The following is a 14470-nucleotide window of genomic DNA, read 5'->3' on the forward strand; positions in this document are numbered from 1 at the left end:
CCATGACATCGATGGACCGTCGAAGATTCATGCAACTGGCCGGTGCCACCACCGCCCTGCCCCTGCTGTCCGCGAGCATCGCGCGCGCCGCGGAGATACCGGCGAACCGCCGCACCGGCAGCCTGCGGGACGTGGAGCACATCGTCGTCCTGATGCAGGAGAACCGCTCCTTCGACCACTACTTCGGGACCCTGCGCGGGGTGCGGGGATTCGGCGATCCGCGGCCGGTGAGCCTGCCCAGCGGTAAGCCGGTGTGGCACCAGTCCGACGGCACGAAGGACATCCTGCCGTTCCGGCCCGACGCCGACGACCTGGGCCTGCAGTTCCTCCAGGACCTCCCGCACGGCTGGGGCGACACCCACGCCGCGCTCAACGACGGCGCGTACGACAAGTGGGTGCCCGCCAAGTCGGCGACGACGATGGCGTACCTCACCCGCGAGGACATCCCGTTCCACTACGCGCTGGCCGACGCGTTCACCATCTGCGACGCGTACCACTGCTCGTTCATGGGCTCCACCGACCCCAACCGCTACTACATGTGGACCGGTTACACCGGCAATGACGGGGCGGGCGGCGGCCCGGTGCTCGACAACGCGGAGGCCGGGTACGGCTGGACGACGTATCCCGAGCGGCTGGAGAAGGCCGGGGTCTCCTGGAAGATCTACCAGGATATCGGCGACGGGCTGGACGCCAAGGGCGGCTGGGGCTGGATCGACGACGCCTTCCGGGGCAACTACGGCGACAACTCGCTGCTGTACTTCAACCAGTACCGGAACGCCGCGCCCGGCAACCCGCTCTACGACAAGGCCCGCACCGGCACCGACGCCCGGAAGGGCGACGGCTACTTCGACCAGCTGAAGGCCGATGTGAAGGCCGGGACCCTGCCCCAGGTGTCCTGGATCGCGGCGCCCGAGGCGTTCACCGAGCACCCCAACTGGCCCGCGAACTTCGGCGCCTGGTACGTGGCCCAGGTGCTGGACGCGCTGACCTCGAACCCCGAGGTGTGGAGCCGCACGGCGCTGCTCATCACCTACGACGAGAACGACGGCTTCTTCGACCACATCGTGCCGCCGTACGCCCCCTCTCCCGGGCGCGGCGCCTCGACCGTGTCCACCTCCGGTGAGCTGTTCCCCGGCTCGTCCGCGCAGGTCGCCGGGGCGTACGGGCTGGGGCAGCGGGTCCCGATGCTCGTGGTGTCGCCGTGGAGCAAGGGCGGCTATGTGTGCTCGCAGACCCTGGACCACACCTCGATCCTGCGGTTCATCGAGCGGCGGTTCGGCGTCCGGGAGCCCCAGATCTCGCCATGGCGGCGCGCGGTGTGCGGCGATCTGACCTCGGCGTTCGACTTCGGCCGCACCGACCCGGGCATGCCGTCCATGCCGGACACCAGCGGCTACCTGCCGAAGGACCACAACCGGCACCCCGACTACGTGCCCACGGTCCCCGCCGAGCCCGTCCTGCCCCGGCAGGAGTCCGGGCGGCGCCCCACCCGGCCGCTGCCGTACGACCTGGCCGCCGACGCCACCTCGGCGGACGGCACCCTGCGGATCGACTTCGCCAGCCACGGCCGGGCGGGCGCCCACTTCCATGTCACCTCCCGCAGCCATCCGGGCGGCCCGTGGGGGTACACCGTGGAGGCGGGCAAGCGGCTGTCCGGTGAGTGGAGCGCGGCGCCGGGCAAGGACGGCTACGACATGGAGGTGCACGGTCCTGACGGCTTCCTGCGCCGGTTCGCGGGTGCGCTCGATGACGCGGGCCCGCAGGTGAGCGCGCGGCACGACGGCCGGACCGGGCAGCTCAGGGTGGCCCTCAGCAACCCGGGCCGCACCACGGTGCGGCTCACCGTCCGGGACGGCCATCGAGATGGCCAGGCGGACACCTACCGGCTGCGCCCGGGCGCGCGGGTGACGCACACCGCGGATCTGCGCCGCAGCCACCAGTGGTACGACCTGACGGTGGTGTCCGACCACGACCGCACCTTCGCATACCGCCTCGCGGGCCACGTCGAGACGGGACGCGCGGGGCTGAGCGACCCCGCCCTCACCACCGGCTGAACCATCCCCCGCTCCGGGCTGACGGCGGTGAGCCCGGAGCGCCGGGTCAGGGCAAGGTCCAGATCTGCGTCGTCACGACGTAGAACACCACGGCCCAGAACACGGTCACCGCGGCGACGATGCCGAGGCCGATGAGATTGGTCCTCGCCTTGGGCTGGTCAGGCGACGGTCGCAGCCACCGTTTGAGCAGCCGGTTCACGTAGTAGGGCATCGTGAGGAAGCTCATGATGAAGCTCGACAGCAGGTTCCCCACCAGCAGCCCGAGCCAGAGCGGCAAGTGGAACGGGGACAGGGCGAGGGTCAGCAGCACCACGGTCGGATACAGGCCCACCCACACGGCGATGGCGGTTTTGGTCTCGGAGGGCGGCGGCGCTTCCTTGCCGTTCTCCTCGAAGGCGAACCAGCTGCCGAACGAGTTGTCGATCGTGCGCAGTTCGAAGTCCTTGAACTTCTCGCCTTCCGCGAGGACTTCGCGCCGCCTGGCCGAGGTCAGCCAGGCATCGAGGTGCTCGGCGTTGTCGAACCGGTACAGCGTGATCCATTCGTCCTGAAGCCCCTCGATGGGGCGGAAGAGTTCGGTGCCGCGAAATCCCTCGAACTTGCTTTCCTCCTGGTTCAGATGGCGCTGCCATTCGAGAAAGCCGTCGACGTGGTCGGGGTGGACGCGGTGGGTGACCACCACGGTCACCAGCGGATCGGCGGGCTGGGTGCCGCCGCTGATGACCTGCTGGGTTCCGGGACCGTCGAAGTACTCGCGACCGGAATTGAGGAAGCGCTGCCTGGTCGCGCCGTTCATCCAGGCTTGCAGATGGGCGATCGAGTCGAAGCGGTAGACGACGACCCAGTCGGACTGCCGGGGCGTCGGCGGGGAGATCTCGGCACCGAGGTATCCGGCGTAGTCGGCGGCCGCGGCATTGACCTCGTGCTGCCACGCCTCGTACTCCCGCTCCCGGCCGGGCACGACTTTCTGACCGATGATGACCGTCGCCGCGGCGTCTTCGAGGTTCTGGGTGTTCATCGCTCACTCCCTCGGCACCGACGGGTTCTCGCCCAGCCGACGGTAGATGCGTTCCGGGGTCAGTGGCAGGGCGCGATAGCGCACGCCCGTGGCATCGTGGAGCGCGTTCGCCAGCGCGGGGGCCACCGGGTTGATACAGCATTCCGCCATCCCCTTCGACCGCAGGGGCCCGAAGGAATCCGCCGAGTCCACCAGGAGCACATCGGTGCGGGGAATGTCGGCGTAGGCGGGAATGCGATAGTTGCGGAGATTCGGGTTGACCATGGCGCCGTTCTCGTCAAGGTGGTGATTCTCGGTCAGCGCGAAGCCGATCCCCTGGGCGACCCCGCCCTCGACCTGACCCCGGACTTGGGCGGGATTGATGACGACGGCGGCGTCGGCCGCCTGGACGCTGCGGAGGATACGGATCTCGCCCGTCACCCGATGGACCGCGATACGGAACCCTTGCGCGTTGGAGGTGACACTGCGCGGTGAGCCGTAGGCTTTGCGGGCCGCGGTGAACCGGATTCCGCGCGCCCGGGCCAGCGCGACGAGTTCGTCCAGCGATATGCGCTGGTCGCCGCAGACGACACCGTCGTCATCCATCGAGCACGCCGTGAGATCGGCGCCCGTGTGCGCGGCGGCGAATTCCAGGACGCGGTCACGGACGGCTTCGGCCGCTCGCAGCACCGCGTTGCCCGCCACGAAGAGTCCCGCACTCGCGAAGGCGCCGGTGTCGAATCCGGTGCGGTCGGTATCGGATTGCACCAGACGGATCCGCGACGGCGTGGTACCGAGCTGGTTGGCGGCGAGCTGGACATGCGCGGTCGACGTGCCCTCGCCGAATTCGACGGTTCCGACGGCCACCTCGTACACGAGGTCGTCGCCCAAAGTGACCCAGGCCTCGGAGATGTGCTCGGTCGGCGGCGCGGTCTCGTGCAGGGACGCCGCGACGCCGCTCCCGAGGAGCCATCCGGGGCCGGGCGGCGGATCATCGGCGGTACGCGCCAGGCCCTCGCCCACCAGATCGAGGCATTTCACGAGTCCGTCCTCGGTGAACCGCACATCGTCGGGACCCTCGTGCAGGGCGAGGAGCGGATCGCCCGGCCGCACGACATTGCGCCGTCGCAGTTCAAGGGGATCGATGTGCAGCGCGCGGGCCAGTTCGTCCATCGCCGATTCCACGGCGAACGCGGGCTGCGTCATCCCGTATCCGCGCAGCGCCCCGCTCGGCACGGTGTTCGTATAGACGGAGAACGCGTCGTACTTCTTATGCGGGCAGCGGTAGATCATGACGGAGGCGCCGCCCGCGTACAGCGTTTCGCCGCCGTGATTGCCATAAGCGCCCGTATTCGACACATTGCGGACCTGGAGCGCCGTGAGGGTTCCGTCCGCCTTCGCGCCGAGCTTGACCGTCAGCGTCATCGGATGCCGGGGCGACGCCGTGGTGAACTCCTCCTCGCGGGTGTATTCGAGGCTGACGGGCCGTCCGGTGTCCAGCGTGGCGAGCGCGACCAGATCCTCCGAGATCACTTCCTGCTTACCGCCGAAGCCGCCGCCCACGCGTTCACAGAACACGCGGAGCTGGTCGGGGCGCAGCCCGTACAGATAGGCGATTTTGGACTTCGCGATCGATGGCGACTGCGAACTGGTACGGACGTTGAGGCGGCCGTGTTCCATCCAGGCGATCGCACCATGGGTCTCCAGGTGGGCGTGCTGCACTCGTGGCGAGGAGTAGGTGCCTTCGTGGATCACATCGGCTTCGGCGAACCCCGTATCGACGTTCCCGAGGTGCGCGTGAATCTCGAACAGGATATTGCGCACGGGGTCACGGATGAACGGATCGTGAGTGCCATGGAGTTGGGGCGACCCCATGGCCATCGCCTCTTCCGGGTCAAAGACCGCCGGGAGCGCCTCGTATGCGACGGCGACCTTCCGGCAGCCCTCTTCCGCCGCCCCGACCGTGTCGGCCAGCACCGCGACGACGCGCTGGCCGACGAAGCGCACGGTGTCGTCGAGGACGAAGGTGTCGTCCGGGTCGACGAGATGGTCGGTGTGGATCGCCGTGGTGAACCGCTTGCGCGGCACGTCTTCCCAGCTGTAGACGCGGTGCACACCGGGAACCGCGAGGGCCGCGGTCTTGTCGATCGAGACGATCCGGGCGTGCGCGTGCGGGGAGTGCAGCACCTTGAGGTGCAGCATGCCCTCGATATGGGTGTCCATCGTGAATTCGGCGCTTCCGGTCACCACGGCGTCGGCGGCCGGTGCGCTGACGCTCGTACCGACGGCTCTCCCCGGTGCGGCCCGCTCCACTCCGGCGACGCCCTTCACCGCGTCCTCGATTCCCCGATAGCCGGTACAGCGGCAGAGGTTGCCCTTCAACGCCCGGGGCAGGTCCTGTTTCTGTTCCTCGGTGAGCGCCGCCGAGGTCATAATCATCCCCGCGGTGCAGAAACCGCACTGGAATCCCGGTGCGTCGCGGAACTGCCGCTGCATCGGGTGCAGATCGCCGGGCGAGCCGAGCCCCTCGATCGTCGTCACCTCACAGCCGTCCGCGCGGAAGGCGGGAGTGATGCAGCTATGGACCGGATGGCCGTCCAGCCATACCGTGCACGCGCCGCAATCCCCCGCGTCGCAGCCCTTTTTGACCCCGTAGTGCCCGAGGGAGCGGAGAAAGGTGCGCAGGCACTGGCCGGGGTCCGGCTCGTCGTCGAAGGCCTTGCCGTTCACGATGAATGTCACACCGGGCCTCCCGCCATGAGTTCGCGGCGTATCTCTTCGGCGAAGTGCCGGGTCAGATGGTGACGGTGATCGGGGGTTCCATTGGGGTCGGCGAACCAGACACCGGCGGGAATGGCGTCGATGCTCTGTCCCAGAGTTCGCGCATCGGGCATGTCCTCGAAGGCGATGCGCACCGGCCGGGTCGTCCCGGCTGTCACCGTGAGCAACAGGTCGCTGGTTCCCGGCGTTCGCGTGCCGATGAGGAATACCGTCGAACGGCCGAGACGAGTCAGCGTGAAGCGGCGGTGCGCGGCGCGTTTCCGCAGGGCGCGTGCCGGAATGTGGACGCGCCGGAGGATTTCGCCGGGTGCGAGGATGTTCCGGTGGTCTCCGGTGACGAAGTCGAGCGCGTCGACGGTTCGTACGGATCCGTCGCAGGCCCACAGCTCGTACCGCGCTTCCAGGGCGACCGTCAGCGTGATCATTGGACCGGCGGGCAGGGACATGCAGATATTGCCGCCGACGGTCGCCGCGTTCCAGACTTTGAACGACGACAGGAACGCCTCGCAGCTCTTCGCGAAAAGACCGCCCGCGATCCAGGGATCGGGCGGCGTAAACGCATACAGGTCGCGGATGGTGCACGTGGCACCGATGTCGAGGCCCGCGTCGCTCGGGACGAGCGGGTCCCAGCGCAGCCCGGTCAGGTCGATCAGACGGCGCAGGCCCGGCTGCTCCACGGAAAACAGCCACGTTCCGCCCGCGAGCCAGGCGTCACCTTGTCGCCAGTCGGCGCCTGGCCGGGAGGACGGTCGCCGTATCACTTCGGAGACGGTGGTGAGGTCCATGGGAAGTGATCTCCCTTCTCATCGAGAAAGGACCCCCGGACGCGATTATTACCGTCAAGTATATCGCTGGGAGGTCTCCGCGCCTCCGGCTCCCGAGGCGCGGGCCCGGAAGCCCGCCGGGGTCTCGCCCGCCCGGCGGCGGAAGAACTTGGTGAAGACGGTGGCGTCCGGGAAGCCGAGCCGCTCCCCGATGGCGGTGGCGGACAGGGCGGTGTGCACCAGCAGCCGCTTCGCCTCCAGCAGCACCCGGTCGTCGATGAACCGCTTGGCGCCGCACCCGGCGGCCGCGCGGGTGGCCCGGGTCAGGGTGCGGACGCTGTAGCCGAGCTGCGCGGCGTAGTCCTCCACCCGGTGCGCATGGGTGAAGTCGCGCTCCACCGCGCGCCGGAACCGCCGGAACGCCTCGCTGCCCGCGTCGCCGCCGCCGTCCGCGCCCGGCAGATGGGCCAGCCGCAGCACGAGCACGGCCACCAGATGGCGCACCGCCTCGATATGCGCCTCCAGGGGCCCGGCCATCGCCCGGTACTCGCTCTCCAGCAGGTCCAGGACGCCGCGTACGGCGTGGGCGGCGGGGCCCTCGGGGACCAGCGGAAGCTGCCGGGTGTGCCGGTCGAGCCGGGCGGCCGTGGCGGTGGCGGCGTCCAGATAGCCGGGCGGGAAGAGCACGACGGCGCCCTCGGCGGCGGTGAGACCGGTGCGGAACTGGTGGATCTGCCCGGGCCGCACCCACATCCAGCTGCCCTCGGTCAGCTCGTGTTCGGTGAAGTCCACCGAACAGCGCAGCACTCCGGAGCGCACGGTGATCAGCTGGTGGAAGGTGAGCCGCATCGGCGCGGAGACATCGAGGTCATGGCTGCGGGCGCGGGCCAGCAGGCCGGGAAAGTCCAGCACCGCCGCTCCCGGCGGTGCGCCCACGGAGGGCCGGAACGGGACCTCGGTGACCTCGGTGTGTCCGTTTCTGTCCATAGCGCGTCCTCGCTGTACGGCTGGGGTGGCCTGCTCCGAATCTAGCGTGGAGTGCGGACGCGATGGCTCAGCGACGGCCGCTGACCGAAAGAGTCATCCGCCGATTTACCGCCACCGGACGAATCGAGGGAGCGTGCCACCGTGCGACTGATCGTGGGCATGACAGGGGCGACGGGCGCCGTGTTCGGCATCCGGCTGCTGGAGGCGCTGGCCGAACTGCCCGACGTGGAAACCCATCTGGTGCTCAGCCGCTGGGCCCGGACCACGATCGAGCTGGAAACCGGCCGGTCCGCCCGCGACGTGGCCGCGCTCGCCGACGAGACGCACGCCCCCGAGAACCAGGGCGCCACGATCTCCTCCGGCTCCTTCCGGACCGACGGCATGATCATCGCACCCTGCTCGATGAAGACACTCGCCGGGATCCGCGCGGGCTACGCCGAAGGGCTGGTCGCCCGGGCCGCCGATGTGGTCCTGAAGGAGCGGCGCAGGCTCGTCCTGCTGCCGCGCGAGACCCCGCTCAGCGACATCCATCTGGAGAACATGCTCGCGCTGTCCCGGATGGGGGTGCGGATGGTGCCGCCCATGCCCGCCTTCTACAACCACCCGCGGTCGGTGGACGACATCGTCGACCACATCACCGCCCGGCTGCTCGACCAGTTCGACCTGCCCGCGCCCGCCGCGAAGCGCTGGGCAGGCATGCGCGCCGGACGCGCCCACCACTCGTAAAGGAGTTCCCATGGCCTACGACGACCTCCGCGGCTTCCTGGCCGCCCTCGAAAAGGAGGGCCAGCTGCTGCGCGTCCCCGACGAGGTGATGCCGGAGCCGGACATCGCCGCCGCCGCCAACGCCGCCCCGCGCCTGGGCGACCACGCCCCCGCGCTGTACTTCGACAACGTCACCGGCTTCACCGACGCGCGCATCGCGCTCAATGTCCACGGCTCCTGGGCCAACCACGCGCTCGCCCTCGGCCTGCCCAAGGAAACCGGCACCAAGGAGCAGGTCGAGGAGTTCATCCGCCGCTGGGACACCTTCCCGGTCGCCCCGGAGTGGCGCGCGAACCCGCTGTGGGCCGAGAACACCCTGGAGGGCGAGGACGCCGACATCTTCCGGGTGCTGCCGCTGATCCGCCTCAACGACGGGGACGGCGGCTTCTACATCGACAAGGCCGCGGTCGTCTCCAAGGACCCCGCCGACCCCGAGCACAGCGGCAAGCAGAACGTGGGCATCTACCGCATCGAGGTCAAGGGCAGGCGGCGGCTCGCGATCCAGCCGGTGCCGATGCACGACATCGCGCAGCACCTCAACACCGCCGAGGAGCGGGGCGAAGACCTGCCGGTGGCCATCACACTCGGCAACGAACCGGTCATCTCCATCGTCGCCTCCACCCCCATGGAGTACGACCAGAACGAGTACGAGCTGGCCGGTGCCCTGCGCGGCACGCCCGCCCCGCTCGCGACAGCCCCGCTCACCGGGCTGCCCGTGCCGTGGGGCAGCGAGGTGGTCATCGAAGGGGTCATCGAGGGCCGCAAGCGGGAGATCGAGGGCCCGTTCGGCGAGTTCACCGGACACTACTCCGGCGGCCGTGGCATGCCGGTCATCCGCATCGACCGGATCTCGTACCGGACGAACCCGGTCTTCGAACACCTCTACCTCGGCATCCCGTGGACCGAGGTGGACTACCTGATCGCCGCCAACACCTGTGTGCCGCTGTACAAGCAGCTCACCCGGGACTTCCCGGAGGTCCGGGCGGTCAACGCTATGTACACCCACGGGCTCGTCGTCATCGTCTCCACCAAGAAGCGGTACGGCGGTTTCGCCAAGGCCGTCGGCATGCGGGTGCTGACCACCCCGCACGGACTCGGCTACGCCGCCACCGTGATCGTGGTGGACGAGGACGTCGACCCGTTCAACCTGCCGCAGGTGATGTGGGCGCTGTCCACCAAGATGAACCCGGACGGCGATCTGGTCCAGGTGCCGGGCCTCCCGGTCCTCGAACTGGCCCCGCAGGCCCGCACGCCCGGCATCACGGACAAGCTCGTCATCGACGCCACCACCCCCGTCGCCCCCGACAACCGCGGCAACTACGGCACCCAGGTGCGGGATCTGCCGGAGGCCGCCGAGTGGCTGACCCGGCTGCGGAAGCTCGCCGCCGCCCGCTGAACGCCCCAGAAAGCCCCCCGACCACACGGAAGGACCGAGATGTCCGACACCACTCCCCTGTGCCCGACTCCCCTGTGCCCGCGCTGCGCCCACGAGACGATCGAGCACATCTTCAGCTCGCCCGTACCCGGCGTCTGGGAGGTGCTCCAGTGCGGGCGGTGCCTCTACATGTGGCGCACCAGCGAACCCGCCCGGCGCACCCGGCGCGACGCCTACCCCGAGGCGTTCATGATGACGCCCGAGGACATCGGCGCCGCGCCGCAGGTACCGGCCGTGCCGCCACTGGTGGCGGACTACCAGGTGACCGGGAGCGCGTGAACCCCGTAGATCACCGCGTCGTACTTGAAGGGCACCTGCTCCAGGTCCGTCGCCAGGCGCAGCGTGGGGATGCGGCGCAGCAGGGCCGGGTAGACCACCTGGAGTTCCATGCGGGCCAGCGGCTGGCCGAGGCAGTGGTGGGTGCCCGACCCGAAGGCCTGGTGGCTTCGGGCGTCGCGGGCGATGTCCAGCCGGTCCGGGTCGGGGAAGACGGACGGGTCCCGGTTGGCGAGTTCGCCGAGCAGGATCACGCCCTCACCGGCCCGGATGGTCTTGCCCGCGATCTCGATGTCCTCCAGTGCCGTCCGGCGGCGTCCGAGGTGGACGACGCTGAGGTAGCGCAGCAGTTCCTCCACCGCGGCGGCGATCACCTTGGGGTCGTCGGTGTCACGGACCCGGGCGAGCTGATCGGGGTGTTCGAGCAGCAGCAGCGTTCCCATGGTGATCATGTTCGCGGTGGTCTCGTGTCCGCCGAGGAGCAGCAGCACGCCCATCGTGACCGCTTGGCGGCGGGTCAGCTCTCCGGCCTTGATCTGCTTGCCGAGGCTGGAGAGCAGATCGTCGCCGGGCTCGGCGAGCTTGGCGTCCACGAGCTGGTCCAGGTAGCCGCCCAGATTGCCGTGGGCGGCCTGCCGTTCCTGGGGCGTGGCCACGGCGGAGACGAGGACCTTGCTGTTGGTCTGGAAGAACTCGTGGTCGTCGTAGGGGACGCCGAGCAGTTCGGAGATGACCAGGGACGGGACCGGCAGGGCGAGGGCCTGGACCAGGTCGGCCGGTTTCGGCCCGGCCAGCATGCGGGTGATGAAGTCGTCCACCATCTCCTGCACGACCGGGCGCATCGCCTCGACCCGTTTGATGGTGAACGCGCCGCTGACCATGCGGCGCAGCCGGGCGTGCTCAGGATCGTCCATGCCGACGAAGCTCAGGTCGGTGGCGCCGTGGTCGCCGCCCGAGTGGTCGACGGGGCTCGGGAAGCCGGGGTGGGCGAAGTCCGCGCTCAGTCGGGGGTCGGCGAGCAGCGCCTTCTGCTCGGCGTGGCTGGTCACCACCCAGGGGGTGCTGTCGCCCCAGGACCGGACGCGGGTCAGCGGGCCCCACTGGGCGAGGCCGCGCAGCTCCGGGGACGGGTCGAAGGGGCAGGCGGCGGCCCGTGGCTGGGGAAACTGGGGGATCTCGGCCGACGCGTCGTCGGCCACGGGTGCGGTGGTCATGGTCTTCCTCCGGTGGGCGTTCAGGGGTGGCCGGATGGGGTGTTCAGGGCCGGGGCGTTCGCAGGGACCCGGTTACGCGCCGACGGCGAGCGCCACGGGCGGCTCGGCCAGCAGGGCCTGGCGGTGCAGTCGGGTCTGCTTGGGCATGTTCCAGCCGAGGACGCCGGTGACCCGGCCCCGGCGGTGGTACTGGGCGACGAACCGGCGGTCCTCCACCGCGCCCTCCACGACGGTCACCTCGGCGTCGGGCGACGGCCGCCCATGCACATGGATCTTGGCGTCGAACTGGTCGGTCCAGAAGTACGGGACGGGCGTGTACGGCTTCTCCTCGCCGAGGATGTTCCCGGCGACGGCGGCCGCCTGCTCCACGGCGTTGGTCCGGTTCTCCAGCCGCAACAGCGCTCCGAGGCCCGTGTGGTGCCAGCGCGCCACGTCGCCCACGGCGTAGATCCCGTTCGCGGCCCGGCAGTACGCGTCGCACACCACCCCGTTGTCCAGGGTCAGGCCGCTGCCGGTGAGCCAGCCGGTCTCGGGGACGGCGCCGACCGCGATCACGGCCACGTCGGCGGGCAGCACCTCGCCACCGGCCAGGCGTACGCCGCTGCCCCTGCCCCGGTGCTCCGTCAGGCCGTCGACGGGGGTGCCGAGCCGCAGTGCCACGCCGTGTTCGGTGTGGACCTCGGCGAGCAGTTCCGCGACGCGGGGGCCGAACTGGGCGGCCATCGGGGCGGGTTGGGGACCGGCCAGGGTGACGTCCACGCCCATGGTGCGCGCGGTGGCGGCGATCTCGGCGCCGAGTACTCCGTCGCCGACGACCACGGCCCGGGTAGCGGTCAGCAGGTCCGCCCGCAGCGCCGCCGCGTCGTCCAGCGACCGCAGCACATGGACTCCGGCCAGGCCGTCCTGTCCGGGCAGTGTCCGGGGCCGTACTCCGCTGGCGATGACCACGGCGTCCGCCGTCAGGACGCGCCCGGACGCGGTACGGACGGTGCGCGCCGGGGCGTCCAGGGCGACGGCCGGGTCGCCGAGGAGGAACTCGGCGTCCAGCGCGTCCAGGGCTTCCGGGGCCCGCAGCCGGGCCCGCTCGGGCGCCCAGTCCCCGGCGAGCACCTGCTTGGACAGCGGCGGCCGGTCGTAGGGCGCGTGCGGTTCGGCTCCCAGCACCGTGATCGTTCCCCGGTAGCCCTTGCGCCGGAGGGCTCGTTCATGAGGTGCCGCTCAGGTCTATCGCGAGCGTCGGGCAGACGCCCGCGGCCTCGCGGACGGCGGCGTGGTGCTCCTCGGCGGGCTCGGCGTCGAGCAGGACCACGATGCCGTCCTCGTCGCGCTGGTCGAACACCTCGGGCGCGATCAGCACGCACTGACCCGCCGCGCAGCACTTCGTTTCATCAACGGTGATCTTCATGTCTGGTTCTCCTTGGAGGTGGGACGAGGGGGCGTACGGGGTGTGACGGGGGCGAGCAGCAGCCCGGTGATGGCGTCGGTCAGCGCGGCGGCCGTGTCCTCCCAGGACCGCTGTCGCGTACTGGCCCCATCGGCGAGGGCGCGCTCGCGTTCGGCGCAGGTGTGGGTGATCAACTGGCGGGCCATGTCGCCGCGTTCGGCCCGGGTGTCGGCGGACAGGGAGCCGAGGCAGTCGCCCAGCCCCTGGAGGATTTCCCACAGCGGCTGCCGGGTGAGGGCCTCTTCGGTGACGATCGCGCGCAGCACGGGGTCGGTCATCACCTGCACGGCGAACCGGGCGTGCCAGGAGGGGACGCCCAGGGTGGCCAGGTGCTCGGGGGCGGGCCGCACCAGGCAGGCGACCCAGTCCCGGACCTCGCGGCTGCCACGGGTCTCGTCCAGCATCCGCTGCCGGATGGTGTCGATGGCCGCGGAGTGCTTGCGCATGATGGCGCGCACCAGGTCCGCGCGGGTGCCGAAGTGGTAGCCGACCGCGGCGACGTTGCCCTGCCCGGCCGCCTCGCTGATCTGCCGGTTGGACACCGCGACCAGCCCGTGTTCGGCGTAGAGCCGTTCCGCTGCGGCCATGATGGCCTCGCGGGTCTCGTGGGCAGCGGCCATGGTGGCCTCCTCCTCACTCGATCGTGCTGAGCTGTGGAAGCCACGTTAAAACACGTGAATTAAATAAATCAACTGATTGAAGAAACTGATCTCCCGGGTGGAGTCAGCGCCCGGGCGCGGGCGGGCGGCAGCGCAGGGCGGTCAGCGGGCCGGACAGCCGCGTGGGCCCCGCCGCGTACGGAAGAAGTACGGTCTGCCCTGCCGCCGTCTCAAGCGGGGGCCCGGACGCGCAGGTCAGCGTCCCGGCGCCGGTGAGGCAGACCAGCACCGAGAAGCCCGCGTCCAGCATCGTCGCCGGGCCGCCCCGGCACAGCTCGGCGCGGAAGTACGGGTCGGCGTCCGGCGGGAGCACGCTCCCGGTACCTGCCCCTGCGCCCGGTCCGCGCAGCCGGTCCAGCGCGGCGGCGGAGAGGCCCCGGCGGTCGACTCCGCCGAGCGCCAGGTCGAAGCCGAGGCCGAGATGGCCCTCGGCGGCGCCGAGGATCGCGAACCCCTCCCACTCCAGCAGCACGGAGAAGTCGGTCGGCTCCTGGAGCTCCACCAGCAGCACCCCCGCGCCGATCGCGTGGGGCATCCCCGCCGGGCACAGCAGCGCGTCACCGGGGGCGACCGGAACCCGGTGGACGGCGTCCAGCATCGCGCCCGTGTCCCCGGCCGCGACCCATCCGGCCAGCTCACGGGCGGTGACGTCACGGGCGAAGCCCATCCGTACCTCGGCGCCGGGGGCGGCGTCCAGGACGTACCACGCCTCCGTCTTGCCGTGCGCGCCGCCGAGGTGGGCACGGGCGAACGCCCGGTCGGGGTGGGTGTGCAGGGGCAGCCGCTGACCGGCGTCCAGCAGCTTGACCAGCAACCCGGTGTCGGTCCCGTACGCCGCCGTGTGCTCCGGCCCCAGCCAGGCCGCCGGATCGGCGGCCACGGCGTCGGCCAACCGGACGCCATCGGGCAACGTGGTCAGCCCGGCCGGGGCCCGCGCGAAACGCGGGGTGGTCGAGGCGACCCAGTCCTCGGGACGAAAGCCGTCGCCGCTCGGCGCGGTGCGCCGGAAGCGGGCGATGGCGCCGGAGTCGCGGTAGAAGGAGCGCGGCTGATTGGGCGTCAGCGGGATGGGTGCGGCGGTCATGCGGGGCTCC

General features: G+C 70.6%; 12 protein-coding genes and 1 pseudogene. 4 read left to right on the forward strand and 9 right to left on the reverse strand.

What is annotated here, in order from left to right; all coding sequences use genetic code 11:
* Window positions 1–2 precede the first annotated feature (2 nt).
* Window positions 3–2054: a phosphocholine-specific phospholipase C gene (locus ACFV9T_RS19340; protein ID WP_385441802.1), complete on the forward strand. Its 2052-nt coding sequence runs from the start codon at window positions 3–5 to the stop codon at window positions 2052–2054.
* 46 nt (window positions 2055–2100) lie between these two features.
* Here ACFV9T_RS19340 and ACFV9T_RS19345 read toward each other — a convergent pair whose 3' ends face one another.
* The 4 genes from ACFV9T_RS19345 to ACFV9T_RS19360 are packed head-to-tail and all read right to left on the reverse strand — an operon-like array spanning window position 2101 to window position 7583.
* On the reverse strand, window positions 2101–3072 hold the full coding sequence (locus ACFV9T_RS19345; RefSeq protein WP_385441804.1) for an antibiotic biosynthesis monooxygenase: 972 nt from the start codon (window positions 3070–3072) through the stop codon (window positions 2101–2103).
* A gap of 3 nt (window positions 3073–3075) precedes the next feature.
* Complete coding sequence (locus tag ACFV9T_RS19350; RefSeq protein WP_385441806.1) at window positions 3076–5793, reverse strand: molybdopterin-dependent oxidoreductase; 2718 nt, start codon at window positions 5791–5793, stop codon at window positions 3076–3078.
* On the reverse strand, window positions 5790–6617 hold the full coding sequence (locus ACFV9T_RS19355; protein ID WP_385441807.1) for an FAD binding domain-containing protein: 828 nt from the start codon (window positions 6615–6617) through the stop codon (window positions 5790–5792). The genes ACFV9T_RS19350 and ACFV9T_RS19355 overlap by 4 nt, the downstream gene beginning before the upstream one ends.
* Window positions 6618–6671: 54 nt before the next feature.
* A complete protein-coding gene (locus ACFV9T_RS19360; protein ID WP_385441808.1) occupies window positions 6672–7583 on the reverse strand; it encodes an AraC family transcriptional regulator in 912 nt (303 codons plus the stop codon).
* 141 nt (window positions 7584–7724) lie between these two features.
* Here ACFV9T_RS19360 and ACFV9T_RS19365 point away from each other — a divergent pair, with 141 nt between their 5' ends.
* Genes ACFV9T_RS19365 through ACFV9T_RS19375 form a run of 3 tightly spaced genes read left to right on the forward strand, consistent with a single transcriptional unit; the run spans window position 7725 to window position 10062 of the window.
* Window positions 7725–8309 carry a non-oxidative hydroxyarylic acid decarboxylases subunit B gene (locus tag ACFV9T_RS19365; protein WP_385441809.1) on the forward strand — a complete coding sequence of 195 codons (585 nt, stop codon included), beginning with the start codon at window positions 7725–7727 and terminating at the stop codon, window positions 8307–8309.
* 10 nt (window positions 8310–8319) lie between these two features.
* Window positions 8320–9744, forward strand: a complete 1425-nt coding sequence (locus tag ACFV9T_RS19370; RefSeq protein ID WP_385441811.1) for a non-oxidative hydroxyarylic acid decarboxylases subunit C — start codon at window positions 8320–8322, stop codon at window positions 9742–9744.
* Between the two features lie 39 nt (window positions 9745–9783).
* Entirely contained in the window at window positions 9784–10062 is a 279-nt protein-coding gene (locus ACFV9T_RS19375) for a non-oxidative hydroxyarylic acid decarboxylases subunit D (protein WP_385441813.1), read from the forward strand.
* Here ACFV9T_RS19375 and ACFV9T_RS19380 read toward each other — a convergent pair.
* The 5 genes and pseudogenes from ACFV9T_RS19380 to ACFV9T_RS19400 all read right to left on the reverse strand — a co-directional run bounded on the left by ACFV9T_RS19380 (window position 10038) and on the right by ACFV9T_RS19400 (window position 14460).
* On the reverse strand, window positions 10038–11273 hold the full coding sequence (locus ACFV9T_RS19380; RefSeq protein ID WP_385441815.1) for a cytochrome P450: 1236 nt from the start codon (window positions 11271–11273) through the stop codon (window positions 10038–10040). The two genes, ACFV9T_RS19375 and ACFV9T_RS19380, sit on opposite strands and share 25 nt — an antisense overlap.
* Before the next feature lie 72 nt (window positions 11274–11345).
* Window positions 11346–12473: pseudogene (locus ACFV9T_RS19385) on the reverse strand (NAD(P)/FAD-dependent oxidoreductase); the annotation flags it as partial.
* Window positions 12474–12477: 4 nt separating this feature from the next.
* Window positions 12478–12678, reverse strand: coding sequence for a ferredoxin (locus ACFV9T_RS19390; RefSeq protein ID WP_385441818.1), 201 nt, complete (start codon window positions 12676–12678; stop codon window positions 12478–12480).
* Entirely contained in the window at window positions 12675–13337 is a 663-nt protein-coding gene (locus tag ACFV9T_RS19395) for a TetR/AcrR family transcriptional regulator (protein WP_385441820.1), read from the reverse strand. Before ACFV9T_RS19395 ends, ACFV9T_RS19390 begins: the two co-directional genes overlap by 4 nt.
* 103 nt (window positions 13338–13440) lie before the next feature.
* The gene (locus ACFV9T_RS19400; protein WP_385441822.1) at window positions 13441–14460 is read right to left on the reverse strand and encodes a carbohydrate kinase; all 1020 of its coding nucleotides are present in this window, start codon (window positions 14458–14460) and stop codon (window positions 13441–13443) included.
* Between the last annotated feature and the right edge of the window lie 10 nt (window positions 14461–14470).

The sequence above is a fragment of the Streptomyces sp. NPDC059850 genome, from assembly GCF_042731515.1.
GTDB lineage: Bacteria > Actinomycetota > Actinomycetes > Streptomycetales > Streptomycetaceae > Streptomyces.